At 71.3% G+C, this 26,165-nt stretch carries 32 protein-coding genes; 18 read left to right on the forward strand and 14 right to left on the reverse strand.

Annotation, left to right across the window (positions count from 1 at the left end):
* Positions 1-112: 112 nt before the first annotated feature.
* The gene (locus tag CSIV_RS18780) at positions 113-268 is read left to right on the forward strand and encodes a DUF2256 domain-containing protein (protein WP_077050117.1); all 156 of its coding nucleotides are present in this window, start codon (positions 113-115) and stop codon (positions 266-268) included.
* Positions 265-1,704 (forward strand): cryptochrome/photolyase family protein, encoded by a 1,440-nt coding sequence (locus tag CSIV_RS18220; protein WP_077049934.1) that lies wholly within the window; start codon positions 265-267, stop codon positions 1,702-1,704. The genes CSIV_RS18780 and CSIV_RS18220 overlap by 4 nt, the downstream gene beginning before the upstream one ends.
* Positions 1,705-1,805: 101 nt before the next feature.
* Here CSIV_RS18220 and CSIV_RS02935 read toward each other — a convergent pair whose 3' ends face one another.
* Complete coding sequence (locus tag CSIV_RS02935; RefSeq protein ID WP_063257024.1) at positions 1,806-2,021, reverse strand: DUF2945 domain-containing protein; 216 nt, start codon at positions 2,019-2,021, stop codon at positions 1,806-1,808.
* A 172-nt stretch (positions 2,022-2,193) separates the two neighbouring features.
* On the opposite strand from CSIV_RS02935, the gene CSIV_RS02940 reads away from it, so the two are divergent.
* Positions 2,194-3,723, forward strand: a complete 1,530-nt coding sequence (locus CSIV_RS02940; RefSeq protein WP_077049935.1) for a catalase — start codon at positions 2,194-2,196, stop codon at positions 3,721-3,723.
* A gap of 22 nt (positions 3,724-3,745) precedes the next feature.
* Here CSIV_RS02940 and CSIV_RS02945 read toward each other — a convergent pair whose 3' ends face one another.
* The 3 genes from CSIV_RS02945 to CSIV_RS02955 are packed head-to-tail and all read right to left on the reverse strand — an operon-like array spanning position 3,746 to position 5,894.
* Positions 3,746-4,333 carry a hypothetical protein gene (locus CSIV_RS02945; RefSeq protein ID WP_077049936.1) on the reverse strand — a complete coding sequence of 196 codons (588 nt, stop codon included), beginning with the start codon at positions 4,331-4,333 and terminating at the stop codon, positions 3,746-3,748.
* On the reverse strand, positions 4,330-5,157 hold the full coding sequence (locus tag CSIV_RS02950) for an endonuclease/exonuclease/phosphatase family protein (protein ID WP_077049937.1): 828 nt from the start codon (positions 5,155-5,157) through the stop codon (positions 4,330-4,332). The genes CSIV_RS02945 and CSIV_RS02950 overlap by 4 nt, the downstream gene beginning before the upstream one ends.
* Positions 5,157-5,894 (reverse strand): glycosyltransferase family 2 protein, encoded by a 738-nt coding sequence (locus CSIV_RS02955; RefSeq protein ID WP_077049938.1) that lies wholly within the window; start codon positions 5,892-5,894, stop codon positions 5,157-5,159. Before CSIV_RS02955 ends, CSIV_RS02950 begins: the two co-directional genes overlap by 1 nt.
* 67 nt (positions 5,895-5,961) lie before the next feature.
* Between CSIV_RS02955 and CSIV_RS02960 the strand changes: the two genes are divergently transcribed.
* The 3 genes from CSIV_RS02960 to CSIV_RS02970 are packed head-to-tail and all read left to right on the forward strand — an operon-like array spanning position 5,962 to position 8,156.
* Entirely contained in the window at positions 5,962-6,702 is a 741-nt protein-coding gene (locus tag CSIV_RS02960; RefSeq protein WP_077049939.1) for a sulfurtransferase, read from the forward strand.
* 3 nt (positions 6,703-6,705) lie between these two features.
* Positions 6,706-7,659, forward strand: a complete 954-nt coding sequence (locus tag CSIV_RS02965) for a dipeptidase (protein ID WP_077049940.1) — start codon at positions 6,706-6,708, stop codon at positions 7,657-7,659.
* Positions 7,656-8,156 carry a GNAT family N-acetyltransferase gene (locus tag CSIV_RS02970; RefSeq protein ID WP_175627542.1) on the forward strand — a complete coding sequence of 167 codons (501 nt, stop codon included), beginning with the start codon at positions 7,656-7,658 and terminating at the stop codon, positions 8,154-8,156. Before CSIV_RS02965 ends, CSIV_RS02970 begins: the two co-directional genes overlap by 4 nt.
* A 10-nt stretch (positions 8,157-8,166) precedes the next feature.
* Here CSIV_RS02970 and CSIV_RS02975 read toward each other — a convergent pair whose 3' ends face one another.
* The 4 genes from CSIV_RS02975 to CSIV_RS02995 form a co-directional block, all read right to left on the reverse strand.
* On the reverse strand, positions 8,167-8,784 hold the full coding sequence (locus CSIV_RS02975) for a DUF6264 family protein (protein ID WP_337192141.1): 618 nt from the start codon (positions 8,782-8,784) through the stop codon (positions 8,167-8,169).
* Between the two features lie 1,241 nt (positions 8,785-10,025).
* A complete protein-coding gene (locus tag CSIV_RS02985) occupies positions 10,026-10,352 on the reverse strand; it encodes a YciI family protein (RefSeq protein WP_077049942.1) in 327 nt (108 codons plus the stop codon).
* Between the two features lie 45 nt (positions 10,353-10,397).
* On the reverse strand, positions 10,398-11,630 hold the full coding sequence (locus CSIV_RS02990; protein WP_077049943.1) for an NAD(P)/FAD-dependent oxidoreductase: 1,233 nt from the start codon (positions 11,628-11,630) through the stop codon (positions 10,398-10,400).
* Between the two features lie 50 nt (positions 11,631-11,680).
* Positions 11,681-12,121 carry an AAA family ATPase gene (locus CSIV_RS02995; protein WP_077049944.1) on the reverse strand — a complete coding sequence of 147 codons (441 nt, stop codon included), beginning with the start codon at positions 12,119-12,121 and terminating at the stop codon, positions 11,681-11,683.
* A 32-nt stretch (positions 12,122-12,153) separates the two neighbouring features.
* Here CSIV_RS02995 and CSIV_RS03000 point away from each other — a divergent pair, with 32 nt between their 5' ends.
* The 4 genes from CSIV_RS03000 (at position 12,154) to CSIV_RS03015 (ending at position 14,232) form a co-directional block, all read left to right on the forward strand.
* Complete coding sequence (locus CSIV_RS03000; RefSeq protein ID WP_139340587.1) at positions 12,154-12,759, forward strand: hypothetical protein; 606 nt, start codon at positions 12,154-12,156, stop codon at positions 12,757-12,759.
* A 131-nt stretch (positions 12,760-12,890) separates the two neighbouring features.
* A complete protein-coding gene (locus tag CSIV_RS03005; RefSeq protein WP_139340588.1) occupies positions 12,891-13,355 on the forward strand; it encodes a hypothetical protein in 465 nt (154 codons plus the stop codon).
* A gap of 77 nt (positions 13,356-13,432) precedes the next feature.
* A complete protein-coding gene (locus tag CSIV_RS03010; protein ID WP_077049947.1) occupies positions 13,433-13,831 on the forward strand; it encodes a MerR family transcriptional regulator in 399 nt (132 codons plus the stop codon).
* Positions 13,828-14,232, forward strand: coding sequence for a carboxymuconolactone decarboxylase family protein (locus CSIV_RS03015; protein ID WP_077049948.1), 405 nt, complete (start codon positions 13,828-13,830; stop codon positions 14,230-14,232). The genes CSIV_RS03010 and CSIV_RS03015 overlap by 4 nt, the downstream gene beginning before the upstream one ends.
* Here CSIV_RS03015 and CSIV_RS03020 read toward each other — a convergent pair.
* The 3 genes from CSIV_RS03020 to msrB all read right to left on the reverse strand — a co-directional run bounded on the left by CSIV_RS03020 (position 14,229) and on the right by msrB (position 15,733).
* Positions 14,229-14,597, reverse strand: coding sequence for a GntR family transcriptional regulator (locus tag CSIV_RS03020; protein ID WP_077049949.1), 369 nt, complete (start codon positions 14,595-14,597; stop codon positions 14,229-14,231). The genes CSIV_RS03015 and CSIV_RS03020 overlap by 4 nt on opposite strands.
* 84 nt (positions 14,598-14,681) lie before the next feature.
* On the reverse strand, positions 14,682-15,236 hold the full coding sequence (gene msrA / locus CSIV_RS03025; protein WP_077049950.1) for a peptide-methionine (S)-S-oxide reductase MsrA: 555 nt from the start codon (positions 15,234-15,236) through the stop codon (positions 14,682-14,684).
* A 38-nt stretch (positions 15,237-15,274) separates the two neighbouring features.
* Positions 15,275-15,733, reverse strand: a complete 459-nt coding sequence (gene msrB, locus CSIV_RS03030; protein ID WP_077049951.1) for a peptide-methionine (R)-S-oxide reductase MsrB — start codon at positions 15,731-15,733, stop codon at positions 15,275-15,277.
* A 185-nt stretch (positions 15,734-15,918) separates the two neighbouring features.
* Here msrB and CSIV_RS03035 point away from each other — a divergent pair, with 185 nt between their 5' ends.
* The 4 genes from CSIV_RS03035 (at position 15,919) to CSIV_RS03050 (ending at position 19,651) form a co-directional block, all read left to right on the forward strand.
* Positions 15,919-16,746, forward strand: a complete 828-nt coding sequence (locus tag CSIV_RS03035) for an SDR family NAD(P)-dependent oxidoreductase (protein WP_077049952.1) — start codon at positions 15,919-15,921, stop codon at positions 16,744-16,746.
* 81 nt (positions 16,747-16,827) lie between these two features.
* Positions 16,828-18,258 carry a ferredoxin reductase family protein gene (locus tag CSIV_RS03040; protein WP_077049953.1) on the forward strand — a complete coding sequence of 477 codons (1,431 nt, stop codon included), beginning with the start codon at positions 16,828-16,830 and terminating at the stop codon, positions 18,256-18,258.
* A gap of 20 nt (positions 18,259-18,278) precedes the next feature.
* Positions 18,279-18,800, forward strand: coding sequence for an FMN-binding protein (locus tag CSIV_RS03045; protein ID WP_077049954.1), 522 nt, complete (start codon positions 18,279-18,281; stop codon positions 18,798-18,800).
* Positions 18,797-19,651 (forward strand): FAD:protein FMN transferase, encoded by an 855-nt coding sequence (locus CSIV_RS03050; RefSeq protein ID WP_077049955.1) that lies wholly within the window; start codon positions 18,797-18,799, stop codon positions 19,649-19,651. The genes CSIV_RS03045 and CSIV_RS03050 overlap by 4 nt, the downstream gene beginning before the upstream one ends.
* Here CSIV_RS03050 and CSIV_RS03055 read toward each other — a convergent pair.
* The 3 genes from CSIV_RS03055 to CSIV_RS03065 are packed head-to-tail and all read right to left on the reverse strand — an operon-like array spanning position 19,604 to position 21,580.
* Entirely contained in the window at positions 19,604-20,575 is a 972-nt protein-coding gene (locus CSIV_RS03055) for a sensor histidine kinase (protein ID WP_077049956.1), read from the reverse strand. The genes CSIV_RS03050 and CSIV_RS03055 overlap by 48 nt on opposite strands.
* Positions 20,572-21,252, reverse strand: coding sequence for a response regulator transcription factor (locus tag CSIV_RS03060; protein ID WP_077049957.1), 681 nt, complete (start codon positions 21,250-21,252; stop codon positions 20,572-20,574). Before CSIV_RS03060 ends, CSIV_RS03055 begins: the two co-directional genes overlap by 4 nt.
* 16 nt (positions 21,253-21,268) lie before the next feature.
* On the reverse strand, positions 21,269-21,580 hold the full coding sequence (locus CSIV_RS03065; RefSeq protein WP_077049958.1) for a hypothetical protein: 312 nt from the start codon (positions 21,578-21,580) through the stop codon (positions 21,269-21,271).
* A 97-nt stretch (positions 21,581-21,677) separates the two neighbouring features.
* Between CSIV_RS03065 and CSIV_RS03070 the strand changes: the two genes are divergently transcribed.
* The 4 genes from CSIV_RS03070 (at position 21,678) to CSIV_RS03085 (ending at position 26,143) form a co-directional block, all read left to right on the forward strand.
* Positions 21,678-22,403: an NUDIX hydrolase gene (locus CSIV_RS03070; protein ID WP_083734966.1), complete on the forward strand. Its 726-nt coding sequence runs from the start codon at positions 21,678-21,680 to the stop codon at positions 22,401-22,403.
* Positions 22,404-22,466: 63 nt separating this feature from the next.
* Positions 22,467-24,146 carry a glucose-6-phosphate isomerase gene (pgi, locus tag CSIV_RS03075; protein ID WP_077049960.1) on the forward strand — a complete coding sequence of 560 codons (1,680 nt, stop codon included), beginning with the start codon at positions 22,467-22,469 and terminating at the stop codon, positions 24,144-24,146.
* Positions 24,147-24,564: 418 nt separating this feature from the next.
* Entirely contained in the window at positions 24,565-25,479 is a 915-nt protein-coding gene (locus tag CSIV_RS03080; protein ID WP_083734967.1) for a phospholipase, read from the forward strand.
* 88 nt (positions 25,480-25,567) lie between these two features.
* A complete protein-coding gene (locus tag CSIV_RS03085) occupies positions 25,568-26,143 on the forward strand; it encodes a PadR family transcriptional regulator (protein ID WP_077049961.1) in 576 nt (191 codons plus the stop codon).
* The last annotated feature ends 22 nt before the right edge of the window (positions 26,144-26,165 follow it).

Here is a 26,165-nt window from a genome sequence, read left to right on the forward strand (position 1 = left end):
GCATCCACTCGATCAACGGGCTGCGCTGCGCGCACGACCCTTGCGCGAGAGCCTTCCCTGTGCAGGGCGCAAGCCCCCGATCCGACGTGTGTCGCGCTGGCACCATGACGCCATGGCACGAGCCCCGCTGCGCACCAAGCCCTGCGCCTATTGCGGCAGACCCTTCTCCGATCGCAAGCGCTGGAGCGGGCGCGACCAGTGGGACGAGGTCCTTTACTGCTCGCGCGGGTGCCGCGCCAGCGCCGCCAAGCAACGGAGACGCGCGTGAGGGCCGCGCTGATCCTCGCGACGCAGCAGTTCGCGGAGCATCCGGCCTTCGCCGACGACGACGTGGACGAGTTCTTCTTCATCGAGTCCGCTCCGCGATTCGCGAAGCTGCCCTACCACCGGCACAAGATCGTGCTGCTGCTCTCGGCGATGCGGCACACGGCGGCGCGGCTCGAGGCCGAGGGACGGACGGTCCGACGCATCGCGCTGTCCGACGACCTCACGTTCCGCGCGGGCCTCGACCGTCTCTTGACGGAGCACCGCGTCACCGAGCTCAAGTGGATGAGCGACCCCAACCGGCCGGTCGACGAGCGGATCTCGGCGATCTGCGCGGCCCACGGCGTCGAGCCCGACATCCTCCCGGACGGCCTGTTCCTCACCCCCGAGGAGGAGGTGGACGGGTGGTTCGCGGAGCACCCCACGCCGTTGATGGAGGATTTCTACCACTGGCAGCGTCGGCGCACCGGCATCCTGATGGACGGCGGGAAACCCGCCGGGCGCCGCTGGAACTTCGACGCGGACAACCGCAAGCCCCTGCCGAAGAAGGGCGTCGAGATCCCGCCGTTGCCGACGCCCGCGCACGACGACATCACCGCCGCGGTCATCGCCGAGGTCGACGAACGCTTCCCCGACCATCCCGGCGCAGCCACGGAGTTCTGGCTCCCCGTCACCCCCGAGGAGTCGCACGCCTGGCTCGAGGTCTTCGTCGCCGAACGCCTGCACGACTTCGGTCGGTACGAGGACGCCATGAAGGCCGACGAGCCCTTCCTCTTCCATGCGGTCGTCTCCCCGCTGCTGAACATCGGGTTGCTCACCGTCGACGACGTGATCGCCGCCGTCACGCGGACCGATGCGCCGCTGGCATCCGTCGAGGGGTTCGTCCGGCAGGTAATCGGCTGGCGGGAGTACATGCGCGGGATGTACCGCGCGCACCCGGAGCTCGAGCGCGTGAACGCGCTGCACCTCGAGAAGCGCGTGCAGAAGTACTGGTACTCGGGGGAACGGATGCCGTCCGACCTGCCGGTGCCGGTGCGGACCGTCCTGGAACGCGTGCACCGGTGGGGCTACGCGCACCACATCGAGCGGCTGATGGTGCTGGGCAACTGGTTCCTGCTGCAGGGGTACGCGCCGCGCGAGGTCAACCGCTGGTTCCTGGCCCTCTTCGTCGACGCGTACGACTGGGTGATGGTGCCCAACGTCATGGGCATGAGCCAATTCGCCGACGGCGGCTTCGTCGCCACGAAGCCCTACGTCTCGGGCGGGGCGTACCTGCAGAGGATGGGGGCGTGGTGGCCGTCGGCCCAGGCCGCCAAGGACTCGGTCTTCACCGACGCGTACTGGGGGTTCCTCGAACGGCACGAGGACGTCCTCGCCGGCAACCACCGGCTCTCTCTCGCGCTCGCGCAGATGCGCCAGCGGCGCGACGCCGCGGGCTGACCGCGGGCGTCGGTGCCGGGCTCCGGATCAGCGGGCGATCGGGGCAGTCGCCACGCGACTGAGCCCGCCTACCCGCCGAATTCTCCGGAGCCCGGGCCGGGTCAGCCCTTGAGCTTGTTCAGCGCCGAGCCCTTGTGCGCGGCGGTGGCGTCGGTCTTCTCCGACTTCACGATGTAGGCCGGCTCGTCCTCGGATGCCGTGAACTTCTGACCGTCGTGCTGGAAGTCCTTCGTCTTCTTCTCTACGACCTCACCCTGGGTGCGCCCCTGCGGGGTGTCCCAGCTGACCCGGTCGCCCTTGGACAGATCCTTCGACATGTGCGTTTCCTTCCGTTCGGTCCCGCCATGGTCGCCAGCGGCGGGGTCGTGGAGCCGGGGATTGACAGCCGCGGGACCGTACGCGCTCGTGACGAGTTGTGCAATGCCTCGTCCGGCCGGGGCGCCGTGCGTAGCGTCGAAGACGTCCCCGGATTTCCACGTGAGGAGCGCCATGTCCGAGCCCACCACCGCCAACAACGGATCTCCCGTCGCCAGCGACGAGCATTCCCAGAGCGTCGGGGCCGACGGCTCCATCGCCCTGACCGACCACTATCTGATCGAGAAGCTCGCGCAGTTCAATCGCGAGCGCGTGCCAGAGCGCGTGGTGCACGCGAAGGGCGGCGGGGCCTTCGGCACCTTCCGCACCACGGGCGACGTCTCGGCGTACACCCGCGCGGCGCTGTTCCAGCCCGGTGTCGAGACCGAGATGCTCGCGCGCTTCTCCTCCGTCGCCGGCGAGCAGGGGAGCCCGGACACCTGGCGCGACCCGCGCGGGTTCTCGCTGAAGTTCTACACGACCGAGGGCAACTACGACCTCGTCGGCAACAACACCCCGGTCTTCTTCGTGAAGGACGGGATCAAGTTCCCCGACTTCATCCGGTCGCAGAAGCGCCTGCCGGGCAGCCACCTGCGCGACAACACGATGCAGTGGGACTTCTGGACTCTGTCGCCCGAGAGCGCGCACCAGGTCACCTGGCTCATGGGTGACCGTGGCATCCCGGCCTCGTGGCGGCACATGAACGGGTACGGGTCGCACACCTACCAGTGGATCAATGCCGCGGGCGAACGGTTCTGGGTGAAGTACCACTTCCACACCGACCAGGGCCACAAGACCCTGACGCAGGACGAAGCCGACCAGATCGCAGGTCAGGACGCCGACTTCCACATCCGCGACCTCTACGCCGCGATCGAGCGCGCCGAGTTCCCGACGTGGACCCTCAAGGTGCAGATCATGCCGTACGAGGATGCCAAGACCTACCGCTTCAACCCGTTCGACCTGACGAAGGTGTGGCCGCACAGCGACTACCCCGAGATCGAGGTCGGCACGATGGAGCTGAACCGCAACCCGGGCAACTACTTCGCGGAGATCGAGCAGGCGGCCTTCGAGCCGTCGAACTTCGTGCCCGGTATCGACGGCAGCCCCGACAAGATGCTGCAGGCGCGCATCTTCAGCTACGCCGATGCGCACCGCTACCGCGTCGGCACGAACTACCAGCAGCTGCCGGTCAACCGTCCCCACACCGAGGTGCACTCGTACTCGAAGGAGGGCGCGATGCGCTACGAGTACAACCCGCCCGAGGTGCCCGTGTACGCCCCGAACTCGGCCGGGGGCCCGACGGCCGATCCGCGACGCGCGGGCGACGGCGGCTGGCAGAGCGACGGCGAGCTCGTCCGGTCGGCGGCGACCCTGCACCCCGAGGACGACGACTTCGGCCAGGCGGGGACACTCGTGCGCGAGGTGATGTCGGCGGAGGCCCGCGACCGACTCGTGGAGACGATCACCGGGCACGTCGGTGGCGTCACCCGTGCCGAGGTGCGCGGCCGGGCCGTGCAGTACTGGAAGAACGTGGATGCCGAGATCGGCGCGCGCGTCGAGGCCGGCCTCCCGCCGCTCGAGGACTCGACGGCCCCCGGTGAGCAGCTCAGCGAGCCCAACCCCGACGGCGACCTCGTCGGTCGGGACGTCGCGGGACGCGTCTGATCCGACGCCGGCGGGATCGCGTTCACACCGTGGCGCGGTCCCGCCGGGTCAGGCGGAATCGGGATGCCAGCACCCCGGCGACCAGCGCTCCGAGCCCGCCGGCGACCATGTCGCCGATGGTGTCGTCGTACGTGACGAAGATACTGTCGGTGATGAAGCGGTAGCCGAACCACTCCACCATCTCCCAGACCGCGCTGAGAGCCAGACCCGCGGTCGTCGCGACGACGATCGGTGTCCTGCGGGCGCCGGTGGGCACGATCACCCGCGTGTCGTCGAGCACCACGAGCGCGACGGCGGCGAGCACCCCCGTGCACACCGCGTGAACCAGGAGATCCCAGCCCGTCCAAGCGCGGTACAGGTCGATCACGTTGCTGCCCGCCGCAACGATGACGGTCAGGCAGACGGCGAGATCGAGACCGGAACGCAGGCCCAGCATTCGCGAGAGCATCACCGCCGGCAACGTCATCGAAAGCACGGCGGTGTCGGTGGCGGGAAGCGCGAAGGCGGCGACCAAGACCCCGACGATCGCGATGGCGCGCACGGCATCCGCGATCCACTCCGTCGCTGTCCGGGGCGGCCGCTTCAGATTGGCGTACAGCGCTGCGATCACCGCGGCACCGGGATGCGCACGACGGCCTGTACCGGCAGGTGGTCGGACGGCCAACTCGTGCCCGTCGGGCGCGGGTCGATGCCTGTCGCGCGGACGCCGACGTCGGGCGTCGCGAGGATCGCGTCGATGCGGCGAGCGCCAACCCGCGGCCTCCGGTAGTTGTTGAACGTCCCCCATTCGACGGTCCGGCGGGCGGGGGCGTACGCCCACGTGTCGATGAGACCGCCGTCCGCGAACATGTCCGCGAGCTCGGCCGAGCGGATGGGGGCGTTCACATCGGCCGTGAACAGCAGAGGAAGGTCCTCGGCGGCGACGAGCTCGGCGAGCCAGCGGGCGGAACGACGCCGCGCGCGGCGGGAGAACGCGTCGAAGTGGCTGTTGACGAAGACGAACGGGGCGCCCGTGGCCGAATCGACGAACCGCGCGATGACCGCGACGCGCGGAATCGTATTGCCCCAGCCGACCGAGCCGTCGATCGCCGGGGTGTCGGACAGAGCCACCTGCGTCCAATCGAGCAGTTCGAGCCGGTCGCGGTCGTAGAAGATCGGCGTCCCCTCGCCGTCGCGGTCCCGCCCGCGGCCGTGGCCGATGCGGCCGTAGGCGCTCCCGAGCGACTGCTGCACCCACCGCGCCTGGTCGGGGCGGGCCTCCTGGGATCCGAGCACGTGCGGCTTGTTCGCGCCGAGGTACACGCGGAGCCGCTCTTTGCGGAGACCCCAGCGGTCCTCCGGAGGCCACGTGAGGCGTTCGAAGCGACGGCGGATGTTGAAGCTCATGACGTGGAGGTCGGGGGCTTCCACGTTCGGGAACAGCACCGCGCCCATCAGCGCCCCAGCCTCTGTCGCCGTGCCCACCGCAGCGGCGGGATCTCGCGCGGCCAGTGCGCGAAGACCGTACCCATGCCGCGCGAGAAGCTCTTCGCGAACCGTCGCGGGCGGACCGTCCGCGACGAGACGCGCATCTCGGACCGACCCGGCACGATGCGAATGCGGTGGTGTTCGCCGAGGTGGAACGCGAGGTCGAGATCGTCGTGCAGCTCGGGGTCGAGGTGGACCGCGTCGCGCACCGCGAGCCACGCCCTACGCCGGAATGCCATGTTCGACCCCCACAGCGGCGCGTGCCCCAGAGCCGGGTACGCGAAGGCCGCGTACGTGCCGAGGAACGCCCACGCCATCGGCCGGCGCCCCCGCGGAGGCCCGTCGTGGAACACGGCACCGGCGGTGACGGCATCCACGTCGGGGTCGGAGAGCGCGGCGGTCATGTACGCGATCCAGCCCGGGCCGGGGAGGCTGTCGGCGTCGAGGCGCAGGATCAGGTCGCCCGTCGCGGCGTCGTAGCCGGCGGCCGCGGCGGCGGGGATGCCGCGCTCGCCGCAGAACACCACGCGCGCGCCCGCGGCGCGGGCGACGTCGGCGCTGTCATCCGTCGAGGCATTGTCGACGACGACGATCTCGTCTGCCGGACGGGTCTGCGCGGCGAGGGCATCGAGGCACCCGGCGAGGGGCACGGCGTCGTCTCGGACGGGGATGACGACCGAGACGGTCGGGGCGGCGAGAGTCATCGCGTGCCACGCTAGCGGCCGCGGCCTCCGGCGCGCGGTGCCTTGCGCTCTGCGTACCCTGGATGCCATGGCATCCGCGGCATCCGTCCTCAACGTCTCGGCGTATCTGTTCACTCGGATCGACGACCCGGCGGCGCTCCGGCCCGTGCTGCGCGAGCGCGCCGGGGACGCGGGGCTGCGCGGGACGATCCTGCTCGCGGAGGAGGGCATGAACCTGTTCCTCGCGGGTGAGCCGGATGCCGTGCGGGGCTTCGTCGACGGGCTGCGCGTCGACTTTCCGGCTCTTGAGACGAAGGAGAGCTGGTCGGATGCCGTGCCCTTCGGCCGCCTCCTCGTGAAGGTCAAGCGCGAGATCATCCGCATGGATCGCCCCGAGGTGCGCCCGCAGGACGGTCGCGCGCCCGCGGTGACTCCCGCGACGCTCCGCCGCTGGCTCGACCGCGGAGCCGACGACGACGGTCGCGAGGTCGTGCTCGTGGACACGCGGAACGCCTTCGAGGTCGACTACGGCACGTTCTCGGGCGCCCGCGACTGGCGCATCGAGCGGTTCACCCAGTTCCCGGATGCCGCGAGCGCCCACCGCGACGAGCTCGACGGCAAGACCGTGGTGAGCTTCTGCACCGGCGGTATCCGGTGCGAGAAGGCGGCCCTTTACCTGCGCGACCAGGGTCTCGACGCGTACCAGCTCGACGGCGGCATCCTCGGCTGGTTCGCCGCCGAGGGAAACGCGCACTGGGACGGCGACTGCTTCGTGTTCGACGAGCGCGAGGCCCTCGACCCGGCGCTGTCCGCCCGCGCGGGCGCCTGATCCATGCTGTGGGATCAGCACGCGTGCGCCGAACTCGTCGAGAACGCTGACCTGACGGAGCTGCACCGCTACCGTCCGGCGGGCGGCGGACTCGTGTCGCTCAACGCCGGCTACGCGCCCCACGGCCCCGAGGTCGCGGCATCCATCCTTCGCGCGTTCCGTGCCCAGGTGACCGCGATCGACGGCCTGGAGCTCGCCGCGACCGTCGCCGACGTCGATCGGATCGCCGCCGCCGGTGACACCGCCGTCGTCTTCGACCTCGAGGACGCAGCGCCCCTCGGGGGCGACCTCGATGCCGTCGCGACGCTCGTCGCTCAGGGGGTTCGCACGCTCGGCCCGGTCTACAACTACGCGAACGCGGCCGGGGGTGGATGCCTGGATGCCGACGACCCGGGGCTCTCGCGCTGGGGCCGCGACCTCGTCGCCGAGCTGAACCGGCGCGGCATGGTTCCGGACGGTTCGCACGTCGGCGCCCGGACCTCGCTCGACATGTGCGCCGTGTCCACGCGGCCCGTCGTCTTCAGCCACTCGTGCATGCGAGCCGTGTGGGACCACCCCCGCAACATCACCGACGACCAGGCCCGTGCGGCCGCCGACACCGGGGGAGTCGTCGGCATCACCGGCGTCGGCATCTTCCTCGGCCCGAACACCCCCACGCTCGAAGCCATGCTGCGCCACATCGAGTACGCCGTCGAGGTCGTCGGCATCCGGCACGTGGGGGTGAGCACCGACTTCTCGTTCGACTGGGAGACGTTCCAGACCACCCTGGCCGAGAGCCCCGCGCTCTACGACGCGAGCTACACCGCGTGGGGCCCGGTCGAATGGATGCCACCCGAGACCTTCGTCGGCCTGGGCGCGGCGCTCCGCGACCGCGGGTGGGACGATGCCGATATCGCGGCGGTGCTCGGCGGGAACTTCCGCCGCGTCGCCCTGGAGAGCTGGGAGCCTCAGCCATGACCGAACTGACCGACGGAGCCGTGCTGCGCCCCGCCCGCCCCGGCGACGAGGCCGGGATCCTCGCCTGCATCCAGGCGCTCGCCGACTACGAACGCGAACCGGATGCCGTCGACAACACGGTCGACATGCTCACGGCCACGCTCTTCGGTGACGACCCGCGCGCCTGCGCGTTCGTCGTCGACGGGGGAGACGGCGAGATCCGCGCGATCGCGATCTGGTTCCTCACCTACTCGACCTGGACCGGCAAGCACGGCATCTGGCTCGAGGACCTCTACGTGCACGAGCGGTACCGATCGAACGGGTACGGAGTGGCGCTGCTGTCCGCGCTCGCCGCGGAATGCCTCGCGCAGGGGTACCCGCGGCTGGAGTGGACGGTGCTCGACTGGAACGAGCCCGCGATCGGGTTCTACCGTGCCCTGGGTGCCGAGGCGATGGAGGAGTGGACGACGCGGCGCGTCACCGGTGCGGCGCTGGAGGCGCTCGCGGCGCGGGGCTGACGCACCCCGGTCACGCGCGGTTCCAGGCGGGCGCCTGCTCGATCAACGCGGGCGTCGCGGAGAGCACGACGATCAGCGCCGCCAGCATGACGATGCCGCTGATGCCGAGAACGATGCTCACGGTGATGCGGCGGCCGCGGGACGGACGTGCGCCGCGGAAGCCGACGACCGCCGCCGACAGGAACCCGGCGAGCCAGACCACGAGTCCTGCGATGCCCATCGCGATACCGATGGCGCGCTCCGAGTCATCCGAGTCCGAGTAGTGGATGACCGTCAGGCCGGGGCCGGCTGCCGTGAGCACGGCAGCGCCGAGCATCACGACGCCGAACAGGCCGACCGCGGTTGCGGCGACGGCGAGGAGTATGGCGCCGGTGCTACGCGCGTCCTCCTCCCTCTGCTGCTGGAGGATCCCGGGGGACATCGCGCGCGGGTGCTCGTCGGTCATGCGCACTTCACCGCCGCGCCCGCGACTGGCGCAGAAGAAACCAGGCGATCCGGGCGACCGCGAGAAGTTTCCGCAGCCGCCCGGGGCGCCGCACGGTGCCGAAGGCCGCGCGGTCGGGGGCGTCCGCGAGATGGCGCTGGAGGGCGCGGAAGCTGTCGATCTGGCGGGTGAGGAGATCGAGATCGACTGCGGCGTGCGCTGTCTCCGCCAGAAGCGAGACGGGGCCGGTCACGAGGGCGATGGCGGGGATGCCGTTCTCCCACAGCGGTTCGCCCTCGCCGAGGTGCACGACCGCACCCGGCCGCACCGGCCGCACCGCCGGGTTCCGCCACTCGGTGCGGACGAGCGCGTCGAACTCGCGGGTCGTGGCGTACAGCAGCTCCGGTTCGGCGGTGTCACCTCCGGCATCCATCGAGGGGTCGTCGTCGCGGCGGTGCTTCGCTCCGAGGTGTTCGATGACGAGTCCCGCCACGGCCGTCAGCCCGCCCGCCGCGGGCGACCACAGCTCGGGATGCGCGTGCAGCCAGGCCGTCGTGGCCTGGCCGTGCGTCGTCACCGCCGGGATGCGGAGGTGCCCGGCCACGAGGACGAACACGATCGTCCGGTCGTGCGGGGTGCCGGCCGCGTCGCGGGCGAGCTCGAGGAGACCGATGAACCCGTTCTCCTCCACGGCGTTGCCGCCGTCGCTGTGCGTGACGACGAGGACGCTCTCGTCGGCGTGCGGGCCCGTGCCCGGCGACACCGCCCAGACGGTGTCCATCGTCGCTCCCGGGTGGCGGGTGGCATCCAGGACGAGCGTCGCGGTCTCACCCCGGCGCGCGGCGGCGACGAGACCGTCGCCCTCGGACTCGGGCACCCAGACGGCGGGGAGACCCTGGTGAGGGCGAGTGAAGGGCAGGTACTGGCCGCGTGCCTCGTGGTCGTCCAGACCCCGCCAGACCGCGACGACGCCGACCACCCCCGCCGCGCGCGCCGCCGTGAGGTCGGTGCCCGCGAGCTCCGACGAGATGGCGGGATTCGCCACGGCGTCGAAAGGGAACCGGCCGTCCCACGAATCGAGGATGAGGGATGCCGGAGCCTCGACGTTGTCGACCTCGATGACGGCGATGCGACCCGCGGCCGCCGCCCAGCGCTTCCGCCGACCCGGGAGCAGGATGAGGGGAGCCGTGACGCCGGATGATCCGGTCTCACCGGAGTACGGCCACGCCGAGGCCACCTCGACGGCGTCACCTTCCACCGTGAGTGACACGGCATCGTCCGCGGCATCCCAGCGCTCGAACGAGCGGGTATCGCGTTCGACCCGGTAGCCGAGCTCGGCGAGCTCAGCGGCGACCTCGTCGGTGAGCGTGCGATGGGCGTCGTTCCCGGAGCGCCGAGGCCCGAGCGCGTTGAGACGGTCGATGTGTTCCGCGTACGTCGGCATGTCAGCCGAGGAAGGGACGCAGCTCGACGCGGCGACCGCAGGCGCGCGAACCCTCGATCGCGAGGTCGCGTGCGGTGTCGACATCGGCCGCGTCGATGATCCAGAAACCGGCGACCCACTCCGCGGTGTCGTTCACCGGCCCCGGGGTGACCGTCGGCTCCCCGGACCGCGCGTCCACCACCGTCGAGTCGGCGGGGTGGGCGACGCCGGCGGCGAGGACCCACCGCCCCTCCGCGACGAGGCGGTCGTTGAACGCGTCGATCGCCGCACCCTCGTCGTCGGTCGCGGAAGAGCTGCGGTCGTCGATGACGTTGAGAAGGAATCGCATGCGGCCACTGTGACACCGACCTCGGACATGCCGAAAGGGGGCGTGTCACCCGAGGTCGTTCAGCACCGCCTCGGCGGCGCGCTGCCCGGAGACGAGCGCGCCCTGGATCGACGCGGTGTCGCGGTGGTCGCCGGCGACGTAGCGCCCGTCTCCCAGGCGGACCGGGCGCCGTAGGTGCAGCGGCGGGTCCTGCGCGGGGAGCGCCGCCGCGATGTCGTCGCGCCGCAGCAGCCGCCAGGGCCGGGTATCGGTGCCCCACAGCTCCTCGAGGTGCCGGCGGACGTCCGCCTCCGTCGCGGTGGTCGGCATCACGACGGTCGCCTCGACCAGGTGCTGCCCGCGCGGCGCGTAGGTCGGTGCGGTGTTCGTGACGATCGCGGTGTGGACGATCGGTCCTCGGCGCAGCCCGTCCACGCGCAGTGCGCCGTCGTCGTTGTGGCGGTCGTCGGTGGCGAACCACCACGTCTGCAGGCCCCGCGGGCGGGGGAGCGGGACGTCCAGACCGGGGGTCAGGCCGGTGGCCAGGACGACGGCGCGGGCGTCGATGGCATCCGCGTTCTCGATCTCCACGCGCCATCCCCGACCGTGCGGCCGGGTTGCGGAGACGCGGTGGGCGAGACGGATGCCGGCTCCCGCCCGTCGCGCGGTGTCGGCCAGCTGCGCGGGGAGAGCGCCGATGCCCGCGGCGGGAACACCGGGGGTGCCGAGCGCGAAGCTGCGGACCAGCAGCCGCACGAAGGTGTCCGAGGACTCCTGATCGTCGTCGGCGAGCACGCCCGCAAGGAACGGTTCGAGGACGCTCTCGCGCAGGGGTCCGCGCAACCCGGCCCGGTCCCACGCCTCGGCGAGACGGCGATCGGGACCGCGCTTCACCGCGCGCGGATTCGCGAGGACGGGAAGCGCCCATCGCGCGAGGGATAGCAGGTCGGCGGGGCGTACGAGTCCGCTCCCGAGCGACGCCGGGATCGTCGCCGGGTGGCGGAGGGGATGGGCGATACGGGCCACGCCGTCATCGAGCCGCACCGAGAGGGCCACCGGGAACCGGCGCAATGCCAGCGCACCGACGTCCACCCACCGCCGCACCGCCGGATACGCGGGGTTCAGCACGTGGAAGCCGCGGTCGAGGCGGAACCCGTCGACGACGTCGGTACGCTCGCGCCCGCCGACGGCGTCCTCCGCCTCGAGGACGACGACGTCGCGTCCCGCCTCGGCCAGCCGTGTTGCGCATCGCAACCCCGCGAGTCCCGCACCGATCACCACGACGTCGTATCCGCTCACGTTTCGAGCGTAGGGAGGGCACGTTGCCGGGGAGCGGGGGTTGCGGCCGCTCAGATGAGCGCCTCGACGGCGTCGGCGAGCTCGGCGACCGGCCGGCGGCCGTCGAGTTCGACGGTCGCCATGCGCCGGAGCGCCGGCTCCACGTCCCGCACGTATCGCCGGATCTCGTCCTGCTGCGCGGACGTTCGACCGTAGGGATTGTCCGTCCGGGTGCGAACGCGTTCGATCAGGACGTCGACGGGAGCACTCAGGAGCACGACCTCATCGAATCGCTCGCGGAACCGGCCCTGATTCTCCGCCGTTCCGCACACGACCACGTCCGGATGGCTGTCGAGCAGGACCGTCATGCGATCTTCGTCCCACGGTCCACCGTTCCCGTCGGTCCATCCGTCGAGGTCGGTCTCGATCGTGCGGTGACCGCGGCGCGCGAGCTCTGCGAGCAGGGTCGACTTGCCCGCGCCCGACATGCCCGTGAGCAGGATCCGCGCCATGTCCTCACGCTATCCGCCGCTAGGGTGGCGGCATGCGTATGCGACCCCGGGGGCGGGGGCTGTCCATCATCGCCGGCGTGATCCTTGTCGGTGTCCTCGCGGGATGCGCCACGCCGGTGGGGAGCGCCGATCCGTCGCCGACACGCAAGGGCCCGCCGCCCGCGTCGGAAGAGGTGCCGGCGACGGTTGCTACCCCCACGGCCGACGCCGGCGCGGTTGCACGCGCTCACACGTGGCTGGACTCCGCGTCGGTGCCCGAGGGGGCCGTCCGTGTGGAGGCGGGAGACGTCCCGGCGTTCAACTCCTACGTGGGCTGGCCGTGCACGCCTGTCGCGACTCTGACGGGGTATTGGCGGATCCCGGATGCCGACGCCGTCGACACCGTGAACTGGATGGCCGCGAACCCGACTCCCGGTCTGACGGTTCCTTTCATGCCGCACTACCCGGCCGGGAACACGGGCGAAATGGCGGTGGGGCAGCTCCCGACGCCCGACAGCCAAGAGGGCATCGTGTTCGACGTCATGCGCATCTACGACGGCTCCGTCGTCATCCGTGCCCAGGTCGCCGCGCTCGCCGCGGATGCGACGTGCGCCGACCCGGGCCCGGGTTCGCGCTGGGGTGCTCCCGGTCAGGGGTGAGTCACGGCGCTGGCGCCTGCCGTCCGTGCGGGTCGCGGGAGAGGGGGAAGACGGCCAAGACAGCCGCCGACCGTGATCAGCTTCGCGTCATTCGAGACGGCGCGCTGGACGTCGTACGAGGTGTGTGGTCCGTGATCGCACCGTTCATCGTGTGGTGGGCGGGGCTGTGGTTCTGGCGACAGGTCGACGGCTGCGGGCGTCTCGCCCCGATGCTCGCCGTCCTCCTCATCCTCTCGAGCGTGGCCGCGGTGGTCGTCGTGGGTGCGGTCCCGTGGCTTCCTTTGCTTCGTGGCGCTGGTTCGCGGTGGCCCATCTATCTCGGGGTCGCGACGTCGGCGGCCGTTCTCGCGCTCTATGCCATCGTGATGTCCGCCGCCGTCGCGTTCCCTCTCGTCGGTGGATCATCCCGCGCGGGCGAACTGATCGCATCGGCTGCCCTGGCTCTGGTTCCGTCGCTGACGCTCGCCGGGGCGAACAGCATCGGGCTTCTGACACGACGTTCCGGGAAAGATCGGCTGGCTGTCGCGGCCGCGTGGACGGGGGCGGTGTCGAGTGCCGCCCTGATCGCGTACGCGGTCACGCGGTCCGCATGTTGACCGCCGAAGTGGGCAACCAGGGAGTACCCCGAGCCGGGGTTTGACTTCGAGCGCGCTCGAACTCCTAGCCTGCAGATGTGGCAGAGGACGAGACGGATCTGACGGTCGCGCAGATGAGCGTGGCGACCGGGGTGACGGCGCACACGCTGCGGTACTACGAACGCGCCGGACTGATCCTCCCCGTGGCGCGGAGTTCCGCCAATCAACGGCGTTACTCCGTCGCCGACGTGGAGTGGGTGCGGTTCCTCCTGCGTCTGCGCGAGACCGGGATGCCGATCGCCCGGATGCGCGAGTACGCGGCGCTCCGTGCCGAAGGGCCCGACACGACGGAACTCCGCCTGCGTCTGCTGGAGGCGCACCACGCGGGGCTGCGAGACCAGATCGCACGACTCCGCGCTCACGAGCAAGCCCTGGTCGAGAAGATCGCCACCTACGAAGCCGAACTCGCGGCCCCCACAAAACGGAAGCACCCATGACCGAGACGATGGAACGAGAGCAGCGTTACGCCTCCGGCCGGGCGGTTCTCGACGACATCGACGGGGCCGCCGGGGCGAACGTCATCGATGCCCTCGCCGACATTTCGCCCGAATTGGGCCACCAGGTCGTCGCTTGGGGGTTCGGCGAGATCTATGCCCGGCCGGGACTCGCGCCGCGCGATCGGCAACTCGTGACCCTCGGTATGCTCACGGCGCTCGGCGGCTGCGAACCGCAGCTCGAGGTCCACATCAACGCTTCTCTGAACGTCGGGCTCACGCCGGAGCAGATCGTGGAGGCTCTGCTGCACGCGTCCGTGTACTGCGGCTTTCCTCGTGCGCTGAACGCGACGTTCGTCGCCAAGAAGGTCTTCGCCGAGCGCGGACTGCTGCCCGTCGGTTAGCGCCCCGTCTCGTTCCCCAACGCCGCGCGCGCGAGGTCGAGCGCATCCGACGGCGCGATACCGAGATCCCGCATCGCGCGGGCGAACGCGGCGGCGGCGTCCGCGGCGCGGGCGCGCGTGGCATCCGTCCCCGCCGACACGAACGTTCCGGCGCGGCCGCGGGTCTCGACGAAGCGCGCCTCTTCCAGCTCCTTGTAGACGCGCGCCACGGTGTTCGCGGCGAGGCCGAGGTCGGTCGCGAGGGTGCGCACGGGAGGCAGTCGCGTCCCGGTCGGCAGCTCGCCGCCGTCGATCAGCGCGATGATCTGCGCGCGCACCTGCGCGAACGGCGGTGTGGCGGAGGCGGCGTCGACGCGGATGTCCATGGTGCCGCCACCGTACCAACCGTCGGCGCGCGGGGAACGGGAGAGGGCCCGGATGCCATCGCATCCGGGCCCTCTGTTCGAGACTTACGCGGTCGCGTCCTCGCGCTTGGGCAGCACCCAACCGGGGCGCACGAAGTGGCACGTGTAGCCGTTGGGGATGCGGAGCAGGTAGTCCTGGTGCTCGGGCTCGGCCTCCCAGAAGGGAGCCTCGGGCTCGATCGTGGTGACGACCTTCGCGGGCCAGATGCCCGACGCGTCGACGTCGGCGATGGTGTCGCGCGCGACCCGCTCCTGCTCGGGGGAGAGCGGGAAGATCGCGGAGCGGTAGCTCGTGCCGATGTCGTTGCCCTGGCGATTCAGGGTCGACGGGTCGTGGATCTGGAAGAAGAACGCCAGGATGTCGCGGTACGTCGTCTTGGTGGGGTCGAACACGATCTCGACGGCCTCGGCGTGACCGGGGTGGTTGCGGTAGGTCGCGTGGTCGTTCGATCCGCCGGTGTAGCCGACGCGCGTGTCGAGCACGCCGGGCTGGCGACGGATGAGGTCTTCGACGCCCCAGAAGCAGCCGCCCGCGAGGACGGCGGTCTCGGTGCCGGGGCGGCGGGTGATCTCGCCGGAATCGGTGGGTCCGCTGGTCATGGTGTTGCTCCTTTTGCGGTTGCGGAAGGGGAAGAGGTTCATGAGGCTCGGGTCTCGCGGAACAGGGACAGGAAGTCGCCGTAGCCCTGCTTCTCGAGCTCCGCCACGGGCACGAACCGCAGCGCCGCCGAGTTCATGCAGTATCTCAGCCCGCCGGCCTGGCGCGGGCCGTCGTCGAAGACGTGGCCGAGATGGCTGTCGGCGCCGCTCGAGCGCACCTCGGTGCGCTTCATCCACAGCGTCCGGTCGGTCTTCTCCACGACCGCGGTCGCGTCGATGGGCTTGGTGAAGCTCGGCCAGCCCGACCCGCTGTCGAACTTGTCCGTCGAGGAGAACAGCGGCTGCCCCGACACCACGTCGACGTAGATGCCCTGCTCGTGGTTGTCCCAGTACTCGTTGCGGAACGGCGGCTCCGTCGCGTCGTCCTGCGTGACGGCGAACTGGCGGTCGGTGAGGCGGCCCAGCGCCTCCGACGTCTTGCGGTACTCCGTGGTCACGGTGTGGTCCTTTCGCCTGCGATGCCGGTTCGGGCATCACTGAGGAGAACGCGCGGCCCTGCGGTTTTGGTCCCGCGGGGCTGGGAGCGCGCTGTGAGTTCTCGGGCCTCCCGGATGCCGTGGGCAACCCCCCGACTCGGCAGAGGCGCACTCGCTACCGTGGCGTCCGACACCCAGGAGGATTCATGCCCCGCACGATCGTCATCACCGGAGCCAGCGACGGAATCGGAGCGGCCGCCGCTCGGCAGCTGCACGAGATCGGCGAGGAGGTCGTGGTCGTCGGACGCAACCCCGACAAGACCCGTCGTGTCGCCGACGCGCTCGGGGTGCGCTCCTTCACCGCGGACTTCTCCGACCTCGCGCAGGTGCGCGAACTCGCCGAGACGCTGCGTGCCGAGTATCCCCGCATCGACGTCCTCGCCAACAACGCCGGCGGGATCTTCGGCGAGCGCACGCTCACGGGCGACGGGTACGAGGTCACGTTCCAGGTGAACCACCTCGCGCCGTTCCTGCTGACGAACCTCCTGCGCGAGGTGCTGATCGAGTCTCGGGCGTCGGTGATCCAGACCTCCAGCGCCGCGGCGCGTCTGTTCTCCCGCTTCGACGTCGACGACCTGCAGGGCGCGCACCGCTACTCCGCGTCGCGCGCCTACGGCAACGCCAAGCTCGCGAACGCGCTGTTCACGAAGGAACTCAACCGCCGGTTCGGCGACGCGGGACTTTCCGCGGTCGCCTACCACCCGGGTGTGATCGCCTCGAGCTTCGGGTCGACCGGCAGCGGGTCGTGGAAGTTCCTCTACGGCGGGCCGCTGGCCGAACGGTTCATGACCTCGACCGACGTCGGCGGCGCGCGCCTGACCTGGCTCGCCCTGGGCAAGCCCGGGGTCGACTGGGAGCCGGGGGGTTTCTACGCCAACAACAAGCCCGCCCGGACGCACCGCCGGGCCGACGACCCCGCTCTGGCCCGGCTGCTGTGGGACCGAAGCGCCGAACTGGTGGGGCTCGCATCCTGACAAGCTGTCCATTCCCTATGCGAAGGCCCAGGATGCCGCTTTCTTGGTGAACTCTGGGAGGCCCCCCGCCACGCTGGGCGCATGACCGCCACCACCACCGTTCCTCTCGGCGTGGACCACCTCTCTTCGCCGATCCGACGCGCGCGCACGGCCCGCCGGCGCGGTCGCCTCGGCTGGACCCTCGCCGCGACCGCGCTGATCTGGCTCTCGAGCCTCGCGGTGGTGGCGCTGTGGGTCGCCGGTGGCGGCATCCAAGCCCTTTTCGGTATGGATGCCGAAACGCTCAACACCCTCGGTCGGCTCTGCGGACTGGTGTCGGCGAACCTGCTGCTCTACCAGGTGCTGCTCATGGCCCGGGTGCCGGTGTTCGAACGCGGCTTCGGCCGTGACGGGATCACCCGGATGCACCGGCTCGTCGGCTTCTGGTCGTTCGCGCTGTTCTCGGCGCACATCGTGCTGCAGACCCTCGGCTACGCCGAATCCGCGGCGGTGAACCCGATCGTGCAGCTGTGGGAGTTCGTGTGGGACTACCCGGGCATGCTGCTGGCCACCGCGGGAACCGGTCTCCTGCTCCTGGTCGTCGCGACCTCGATCCGGAAGGCGCGGAAGCGTCTGCGCTACGAGTCGTGGCACCTCCTGCACCTGTACGGCTACCTCGGGGTCGGGCTCGCCGTGCCGCACATGCTGTGGACCGGTGCCGACTTCACCGCCCACCCCCTCGCCACGGTGTACTGGTGGGTGCTGTGGGGCGCGACGGCAGCCGCGGTGCTCGTCTTCCGCGTCGGTCTGCCTCTGCTCCGCTCGCTGCGGCACGGGCTCCGCGTCTCGACGGTCCACCGGGACGGCGACCGCGGTGTCGCCGTCACGATGACCGGGCGGGGTCTGCACCGGATGCCGGTGCGCGCGGGTCAGTTCTTCGTGTGGCGGTTCCTCGACGGTCCCGGCTGGACCCGTGGCCACCCGTTCTCGCTCGCCGCGGCCCCCGACGGGAGATCGCTGACGATCGCGGCGCGGCTCGTCGGCGACGGCACCTCGCGACTGGCATCCGTGCGTCCGGGGACGCGCGTCCTCATCGAAGGGCCTTACGGCGAGATGACGGCGGACGAGCGCACCGGGCGCAAACTCCTCCTCATCGGCGCGGGCGCCGGCGTCGCACCGCTGGTCGCGCTCGCTGAGGGTTCCGCGTGGTCTCCGGGTGAGGCGACGCTGCTCGTGCGCGACCACGCGGAGGGCGACGCCTTGCGCCGCGACGCCATCGGGCGCCTCGAGCGCGACCGCGGTCTGCGCTACGCCGCCCTGGTGGGACCGCGGGCTCCCGGGGCCTCGCCGTGGCTGTCGGCCGGCCACGCCGCGTGGAGCGGCGTCGACCTCCTGCGCTACGTCGCCCCCGACCTCGACCAGTACGACGTCTACCTCTGCGGTCCGGGGGCGTGGATGGATGCCGTGCGCGCCGACCTGCGCCGCGCGGGGGTTCCGTCGGACCGCGTCCACGCCGAGTCGTTCACCGTCTGAGACCTGAGAGGAAGACAGGAATGAAGAAGATCTTCTACGCCGTGATGGCGACACTCACCGGCCTCGTGCTGCTGTTCAGCTACCGCACGTCCCTCGGCGGCGGCGAGACGGCGGTCGCCCTGCCGGCCACGACCCCGGCACCCGCCTCGGCCCAGCGCGCCACGCCGTCGGCGTCGCCCTCCGCCTCCGCGTCGGCCTCGGCGTCGGCCTCGGCGCCGTCGGCCGCCGCCCCGACGCAGGCGGCCCCGGCGTCATCGGGTCTGGCCGACGGCACCTACACCGGCTCGGCCGCGAACACCCGCTTCGGCCCCGTGCAGGTTCAGATCACGGTGTCCGGCGGAGTCGTCACGGACGTACAGGTCCCCGTCTACCCGTCCGAGAACGGCCGCGACCAGCAGATCAACTCCCGCGCCGTGCCGATCCTCGTGAAGGAGACCCTCGCCGCGCAGTCGGCCGAGATCGACATGGTCTCGGGCGCCACGTACACCAGCACCGGGTACCGGACCTCCCTGCAGGCCGCGCTCGACGAGGCGCACGTATGAGTGCCCTCCCCGCCGTCACGGTCGTCGAGCCGGTCATGGGGACGGTCGTGACCGTGCAGGTCCGTGGGCGTGCGACGACCGACGCCGCGGTTCGTGCGCAGGTCGACACCGCCATCGCCGCGGTCGTCGCCCGCATGCGCGACGACGAGAGCGTGTTCTCGACCTATCGCGCCGACTCCGACGTGAGTCTGCTGCGCGACGGCCTCCGCGGGCTCGACGATGTCGACCCCCGCGTGCGCGAGGTCGAGGGGCTGTGCCGTCGCCTCCGAGACGACACCGGCGGCGTCTTCGACGCGTGGTGGCGCGGATGGTTCGACCCCACCGGCGTCGTCAAGGGGTGGTCGGTGGATGCCGCGTCCGCCGCGCTCGTCGACGTCCTCGCGCTTCCGGGGGTGGAGGCCGCGGCGGTCAACGCCGGTGGCGACATGCGCCTTCTCCGGGCTCCCGGGAGCGGGCACGTGTGGAACGTCGGCGTCGCCGACCCCGAGGACTCCGCGGGTGTCCTCTCCACCATCGCCCTCGCCGAGGGGGCCGTCGCGACGTCCGGGACGGCCGAGCGCGGGGCGCATCTGATCGACCCGCGCTCCCTGCGGCCGGTGCCCGGACTCGTGTCGGCGACCGTCGTCGCCGACACCCTCACCGTGGCGGACGTCTGGGCCACGGTGGCGGCCGTCGCGGGCGTCGACGACCTCGAGGCCGTCCGCACCGCGCTGGTCGCCTCCGGGATCGTCTGGGCCGACGGACGCGTCCGCCGGTGGGCGGATGGCATCGAGATCGACCGTTTCCAGAGCCTCGTCGACCCGTCAGCGGGCGCGGGGGAGTCGGAGCAGGAAGGCCGTGCCTTCGGCTGAGGTGCGTTCGACGGCGATCGTGCCTCCGTGCCGCTCGGCGGCCTCGCGGACCAGCGCCAACCCGAGACCGAATCCCCGGCGACGCCCCGACTCCGCGCCGCGCGCGAACCGCTCGAAGATGCGCTCCTGATCCTCGGGGCGGATGCCGCCACCCGCGTCGATCACCCGGATCTCGACGGTGTCGCCGGCGACGCCCGCGGTGACGCGCACGGTGCTGCCGCCGGGGGCGTGACTCACCGCGTTGTCGATGAGCGCGATGCCCACCCGCGTGAGGGTGACCGTCGGCATGTCGACCCGGAGACCCTCCGGTCCCGCGTCGACCTCGACCGCGACCCCCGCCTCCGCGGCGAGCGGTGCCACCACCGCCTCCGCGGACCGGAGGCCGTCGGCCACGGCCGCGGTCCCGTCCGCGGACGCCGCCCCCTCCGCCGACAGCAGCATGTCGGTGAGGACGTCGTCCATGAGGTCGGCGTCGCGCCGCAGCCGGTCGAGGGTGTCGTCGAGCGGTTCGCCGCGCGCGAGACGCCGCTGCGCGATCTGCACGCGGCTGCTGAGCGCCGTGAGGGGCGTCCGCAGTTCATGGCTGGCATCCGAGACGAAGGCCCGCTGGCGTCGGAGCGCTTCGTCGAGCGGTCGGACCGACCATCGGGATGCCGCCCACCCCACGACGCCGATCACGGCGACGCCGAGCAGCCCGAGGCCGAGCACCCACGGCAGGACGTCGTCGAAATCGACCACGACGCGATCGCCCGGGAGGCCGCCGCGACCCCCGTGGTGGTCGGTCTCCCTCCGCGCGCCGGTCAGCAGCACGCCGACCAGGATCGCCACGCCGATCGTCAGCGCGACCGCGGAGGCGCCCCCGACCAACAGGCCGACCCGTGCCCCCGCCCGCCGGACGACCCGACGGTCCTCCGCGGCGCTCACCGGGCACCGCCCGCGCGGTAGCCGCGTCCTCGGACGGTCTCGACCACGTCCGGGGCGCACTTGCGCCGGAGATAGTGCACGTAGGTGTCGACGGTCGTGACCGCATCCACGGAGGAGAAGACGTCGCGGGCGATCTGCTCGCGCGAGAACACGTGGTCGGGGCTCGAGGTGAGCAGGTCCAGCAGAGCGTTCTCGGTGGCGGTGAGCGTCACCCGCGCACCGGACGGGGCGTACACCGCCGCGGCATCCGGAACGTACGTCCAGTCCGCCACGGCCCGCCGGCGGCCCTCGGCGCGGAAGCCGCGCAGCAGGGCGCGCAGACGCGCGAGCAGCTCGTCGTAGTCGAACGGCTTGACGAGGTAGTCGTTCGCGCCGGCATCCAGGCCGTCGACGCGGTCGGCCACCGACCCCAGGGCGGTGAGCAGGAGAACCGGGGTGGTGATGCGCGCCGTGCGCAGGGCCTGGACGATGTGCTCTCCGTCGAGTCGGGGGAGCCGTCGGTCCAGGACGATGAGGTCGAACCGTTCGCGCAGCGCCCGGTCGCGCGCTGCCACCCCGTCGCTCTCGTGCGTGACGTCATACGCCTCGGCGAGCACCTCGGTGGTCATGGCCGAGATCTCGCCGTCGTCCTCGACGTAGAGCAGGCGGGGCCGCCGGGTGTCGTCGGGGGTGCTCATCGGGCCCCACTCACGCTCACCGCGCGCCCCGGCGGGGCCGTTCGACGGTCCAGCCCAGCCTCTCCAGGGCGGCGTGCAGCCGATGGGCCTGCGCCCACGCGACCTCGCCGGAGACGTCGGAATAGACGTCGATCGCGAACGGCGGCGGATCGGCGAACTTCGGGATCTCCACCTCGGCCCACGCGTGGGGGGCCAACCACACGCGCGGGTGCGAGGTGCGGGCGTCGTCCACCCCGCCGTCGGCGGCGAAGGCGATCACGTCGAGGGCGTCGATCTTGGTGATGGGCATGTCGACGACGAGGGTCACGGCGTGAAGTCTTTCGGTCATCGGGCACCTCCCGGGTTCATCCTCACACGTCCCGCCCCGCAGGGGGCAGGGACGGGAACGCGCAGCCCCGTCGGTCGCCCGGGGCTACCCTCGATCCATGCCCTCCCCGCGCGACGACCTCCGCACGGTCGTCGAGGACGCGACGGGGGAGATGTTCGCCGACCTGCGCGCACTTCCGGTGGAGGAGGGTGCCCGCGCCGCCGCCGTGCTCATGCTCTTCGGCACGCTGGATGCTGTGCCCGCGGCGCACATCGCCGCGTCCGTGCCGCCCGATCTGGACGTCCTGCTCCTCTCCCGCGCCGACACCCTCCGTGCGCACCCCGGGCAGATCGCGTTCCCCGGCGGCCGGGTCGATCCGGGGGATGCCGGCCCGGTGGACGCGGCGCTCCGAGAGGCGCGGGAGGAGACCGGCCTCGATCCCGCCGGGGTGAACGTCATCGGCACGCTTCCGCGCGTCCCCCTGGCGTACTCTCGGCATCTCGTGACGCCGGTGGTCGCCTGGTGGGATCGGCCCACCCCGGTGCGCGCGGTCGACGCCGCCGAGTCCGCGGCGGTGTTCCGCGCGCCGGTGGCCGATCTGCTCGACCCGGCGCGGCGCGGAACTACGCGCATCCATCGCGACGGCCGCGAGTGGCGCGGTCCCGCGTTCCTCGTCCCGCACGCGACGGGAACCCACGTGGTGTGGGGCTTCACCGCGATGCTCCTCGACGGCCTGTTCGATCGTCTCGGCTGGACCGAACCCTGGGATGCCACGCGGGAGATCGCTCTTCCGGTGCCCGGTTCCGGGACCTCGGCGACTCCGCCCCGAGCGTCCATCTCCTAGCGTTTTCCTCCCGGTTCTTCACGCCGCGCGCGGGTGTCGCCCGGGGTCGCTAGCGTGGGGGTCGTGACTGCTCCCGTTGACCCCACCACCACGTCCGCCTGGACCCGCCTCACGGCCCTCCGCGAGAGCTTCGACCCCGACCTGCGCGGATGGTTCGCCGCAGACCCCGGCCGCGTCGAGAGCCTCACCCGCACCGTGGGAGATCTGCACGTCGACCTCTCGAAGAACCTCGTCACCGCCGAGGTCCTCGACGCTCTGGTCGCGCTCGCCGACGAGACGGGGGTGCGTGAGCGGTTCGCCGAGATGCTCCGGGGCGCGCACCTGAACACGAGCGAGGACCGCGCCGTGCTGCACACGGCTCTGCGTCGCCCCGCCGACGCCACGCCCGCCCTGCACGTCGACGGCCAGGACGTGGACCACGACGTCCAGGCGGTGCTGTCGGCCATGGCGACGTTCGCGGAGCGTGTGCGCAGCGGGGAATGGCAGGGCGTGACGGGCAAGAAGGTCACGCATGTCGTCAACATCGGCATCGGCGGCTCCGACCTCGGCCCGGTGATGGTGTACGAAGCGCTCAAGCCCCTGGCGGATGCCGGCATCCAGGCCCGGTTCGTCAGCAACATCGACCCGACCGACATCGCCGAGAAGACCGCCGACCTCGATCCCGAGACGACGCTGTTCATCGTGGCGTCCAAGACCTTCACCACTCTGGAGACCCTCACGAACGCGCGTCTCGCGCGGGACTGGCTGTGGGCCGGTCTCGCGGGTGCGGGCGCCATCGACGACACCGACCAGGCGCGCGTCGACGCCGTCGCGCATCACTTCGTCGCCGTTTCCACCGCGCTCGACAAGGTCGAGGCCTTCGGCATCGACCCGGCCAACGCGTTCGGTTTCTGGGACTGGGTCGGCGGGCGCTACTCCGTCGACTCCGCGATCGGTCTGTCGCTCGCGATCGTCTTCGGCCCGGCGGCCTTCCGCGAGCTGCTGAGCGGTTTCCACACCGTGGACGTCCACGTGGCGACCACGCCGGTCGAGCAGAACGTGCCCGTCCTGATGGGGCTCCTAAACGTCTGGTACACCAACTTCCTCGGCGCGCAGTCGCACGCGGTCCTGCCGTACGCCCAGCAGCTGAGCCGCTTCGCGGCGTACCTCCAGCAGCTCACGATGGAGTCCAACGGCAAGTCGGTGCGCTGGGACGGCTCGCCGGTCACGACCGACACGGGCGAGATCTTCTGGGGTGAGCCCGGCACCAACGGTCAGCACGCCTTCTACCAGCTCATCCACCAGGGCACGCGCCTCATCCCCGCGGACTTCATCGCCTTCGTGAACCCGGCCTATCCGCTCGCCGACGGCGGCCGCGACGTGCACGGTCTGTTCCTCGCGAACTTCCTCGCGCAGACGAAGGCCCTGGCGTTCGGCAAGACCGCCGAAGAGGTCGAGGCCGAGGGCACGACCGGTGCGCTCGTTGCGGCGCGCACGTTCCCCGGCAACCGTCCGACGACGTCGATCTTCGCGCCGGCGCTCACCCCCGCGGTGCTCGGCCAGCTCATCGCGCTGTACGAGCACATCACGTTCACGCAGGGCACCGTCTGGGGCATCAACTCGTTCGACCAGTGGGGCGTCGAGCTCGGCAAGCAGCTGGCTCTGCAGATCGCCCCCGCGATCGAGGGTGACGATGACGCTCTCGCGTCTCAGGATGCCTCGACGGCGGCGCTGCTGCACTACTACCGCGCGCACCGCGCCTGATCCCGGGCGGGCGGGTTTCGCCGCCCTGCCGGAGGTCCGACGACTTCGGAGCGTCACGAGGCGGGTCGATTCGCGAAAATTTTTCTCGCCGGATCGGCCCGTCTCGTCGTTGATGGTCGGTCTGCCCTCCCGCTCTGGCGCTCGGAAGGCTCTCGCGTCACGCCGACTCTCGCATCAATGCCTGATCAGAGCGATATTCGTAGCTCTCGACCCGGGCGCTCTGGAACCCGGTCCGTGCCCCTGCCGTGACGTGGGCGGGTGCGGCCAGCTGAGACGGCGGCGTGCACGAGCCTTTCAGGTAACGAATAGATAACGTCCAGAAGAGCACCTCACACTCGGGGTCCTGTGCCGACCCGACGGCACGATTTCGCGCTCGTGCCCGACGAGACGCGCCCGATGACGAAAGACTCCTCACGTTTTGCTGCGTTCCGATCTGAAGCTCACCCATGTCCACCGCGCCCGCCGCACCCTCGCCACCGCCGCCACGTGCGCTGGAGTGGCTCTGGGGATCGTCGCTCTGACCGGGGTCGCTGCGGCGGCGCCGCTGTCGCTCCCCGATGCGGCGGCGTCCTCGTTCGCCGCTCCGGCCTTCCGCGCGGCGCCATCCTCCGTCGCGACGTCCCCCACGCTCGAGGGCGTCGTCGGCGACGCCGACGCCGCGCTCACCCGGGCCCAGGCCACGCTCGCGGATGCGGCGACGGTCGAATCCGACATCCAGACGGCCGGTCTGCCGCTCGCCGTCGGCGACGCGTCGGTGGACACCTCGGCGCTGGAGGCCGCGACCGATCGCCTGTCGTCCTCGGATCTGCTCCCGGTCGTGCTCGTGCCGGCTCTGAGCCAGAACGCCAGCAGCGAGGCCGAGCGGGTCGCCGAGCGGGTCGCCGTCCTCCGCGGCAGCCTGAACGACGCCGTCGCCGCGAAGGAGGCTGCGGATGCCGCGGCCGAGGCTCAGCGCCAGGCCGAGGCGGCTGCGGCGGCAGAGGCGCAGCGGCAGAAGGAAGCCGCCGAGGCATTGGCGCGGGTCAACACGCCCGAGGGGGCGAAGGAGTTCGCCCAGTCCTACGCGTCCGAGCAGTACGGGTGGGGCTCCGACCAGTTCTCCTGCCTGGTGTCGCTGTGGACCAAGGAGTCCGGCTGGAACTACCAGGCTTACAACCCGAGCGGCGCGACCGGCATCCCGCAGTCCCTTCCGGGGAGCAAGATGGCCACATTCGGCGACGACTGGCAGACCAACGCCGCGACGCAGATCAAGTGGGGTCTCGACTACATCTCCCGCGGCTACGGCACCCCCTGCAGCGCGTGGGCGCACTCGCAGGCGACCGACTGGTACTGATTAGGAATTCCCAGGCTCGGTTCCTCCTCAGCGATATATCGTTGTATATCGCTGGACTCATCGGGAGTCCGCTTTTCGGGAGGTCATCATGAGTGGTTCGTTCCTGGGAGACGCCTTCGGCGCCCGCGGTGCCGCCGGGCAAGGCTGGCCGATGTCGAACATCCTCGACGCGATGGAGCAGCTCCGCGCGCAGTTCGAGCAGAAGACCTCGGGCGGCTCGCGGATGAACAAGGGCGACGTGCGCTCGGCCGTGCTGTCCCTGCTCCTCGAGCAGCCCATGCACGGATACCAGATCATCCGTGAGATCGAGGAGCGCAGCGGCGGCTCGTGGAAGCCCAGCCCCGGCTCGGTGTACCCCACGCTGCAGCTGCTGACCGACGAGGGCCTCGTGCGCGCCGAGGAGTCCGGTGGGCGCAAGACCTACTCGCTCACCGAGGAAGGGCGCGCCGCAGCGGGCGACGAGACCACCGAGCGCACCGCTCCGTGGGAGTCGGCGACCACGCGCGACGGCGGCCGCATGACGGCGCTGCCGAAGGCCGGTGTCGAACTGGCGCAGGCGGCGGCCCAGGTGGCCCGCACGGGTGACAAGGAGCAGGTCGCGCAGGCCGTCGAGATCCTCGACGAGGCTCGCCGTAAGCTCTACTCCATCCTCGCCCAGAGCTGAGGGTGCCCGATCCCGACGGCCT

The sequence above is a fragment of the Microbacterium sp. CSI-V genome (genome assembly GCF_001984105.1).
Lineage (GTDB): Bacteria > Actinomycetota > Actinomycetes > Actinomycetales > Microbacteriaceae > Microbacterium.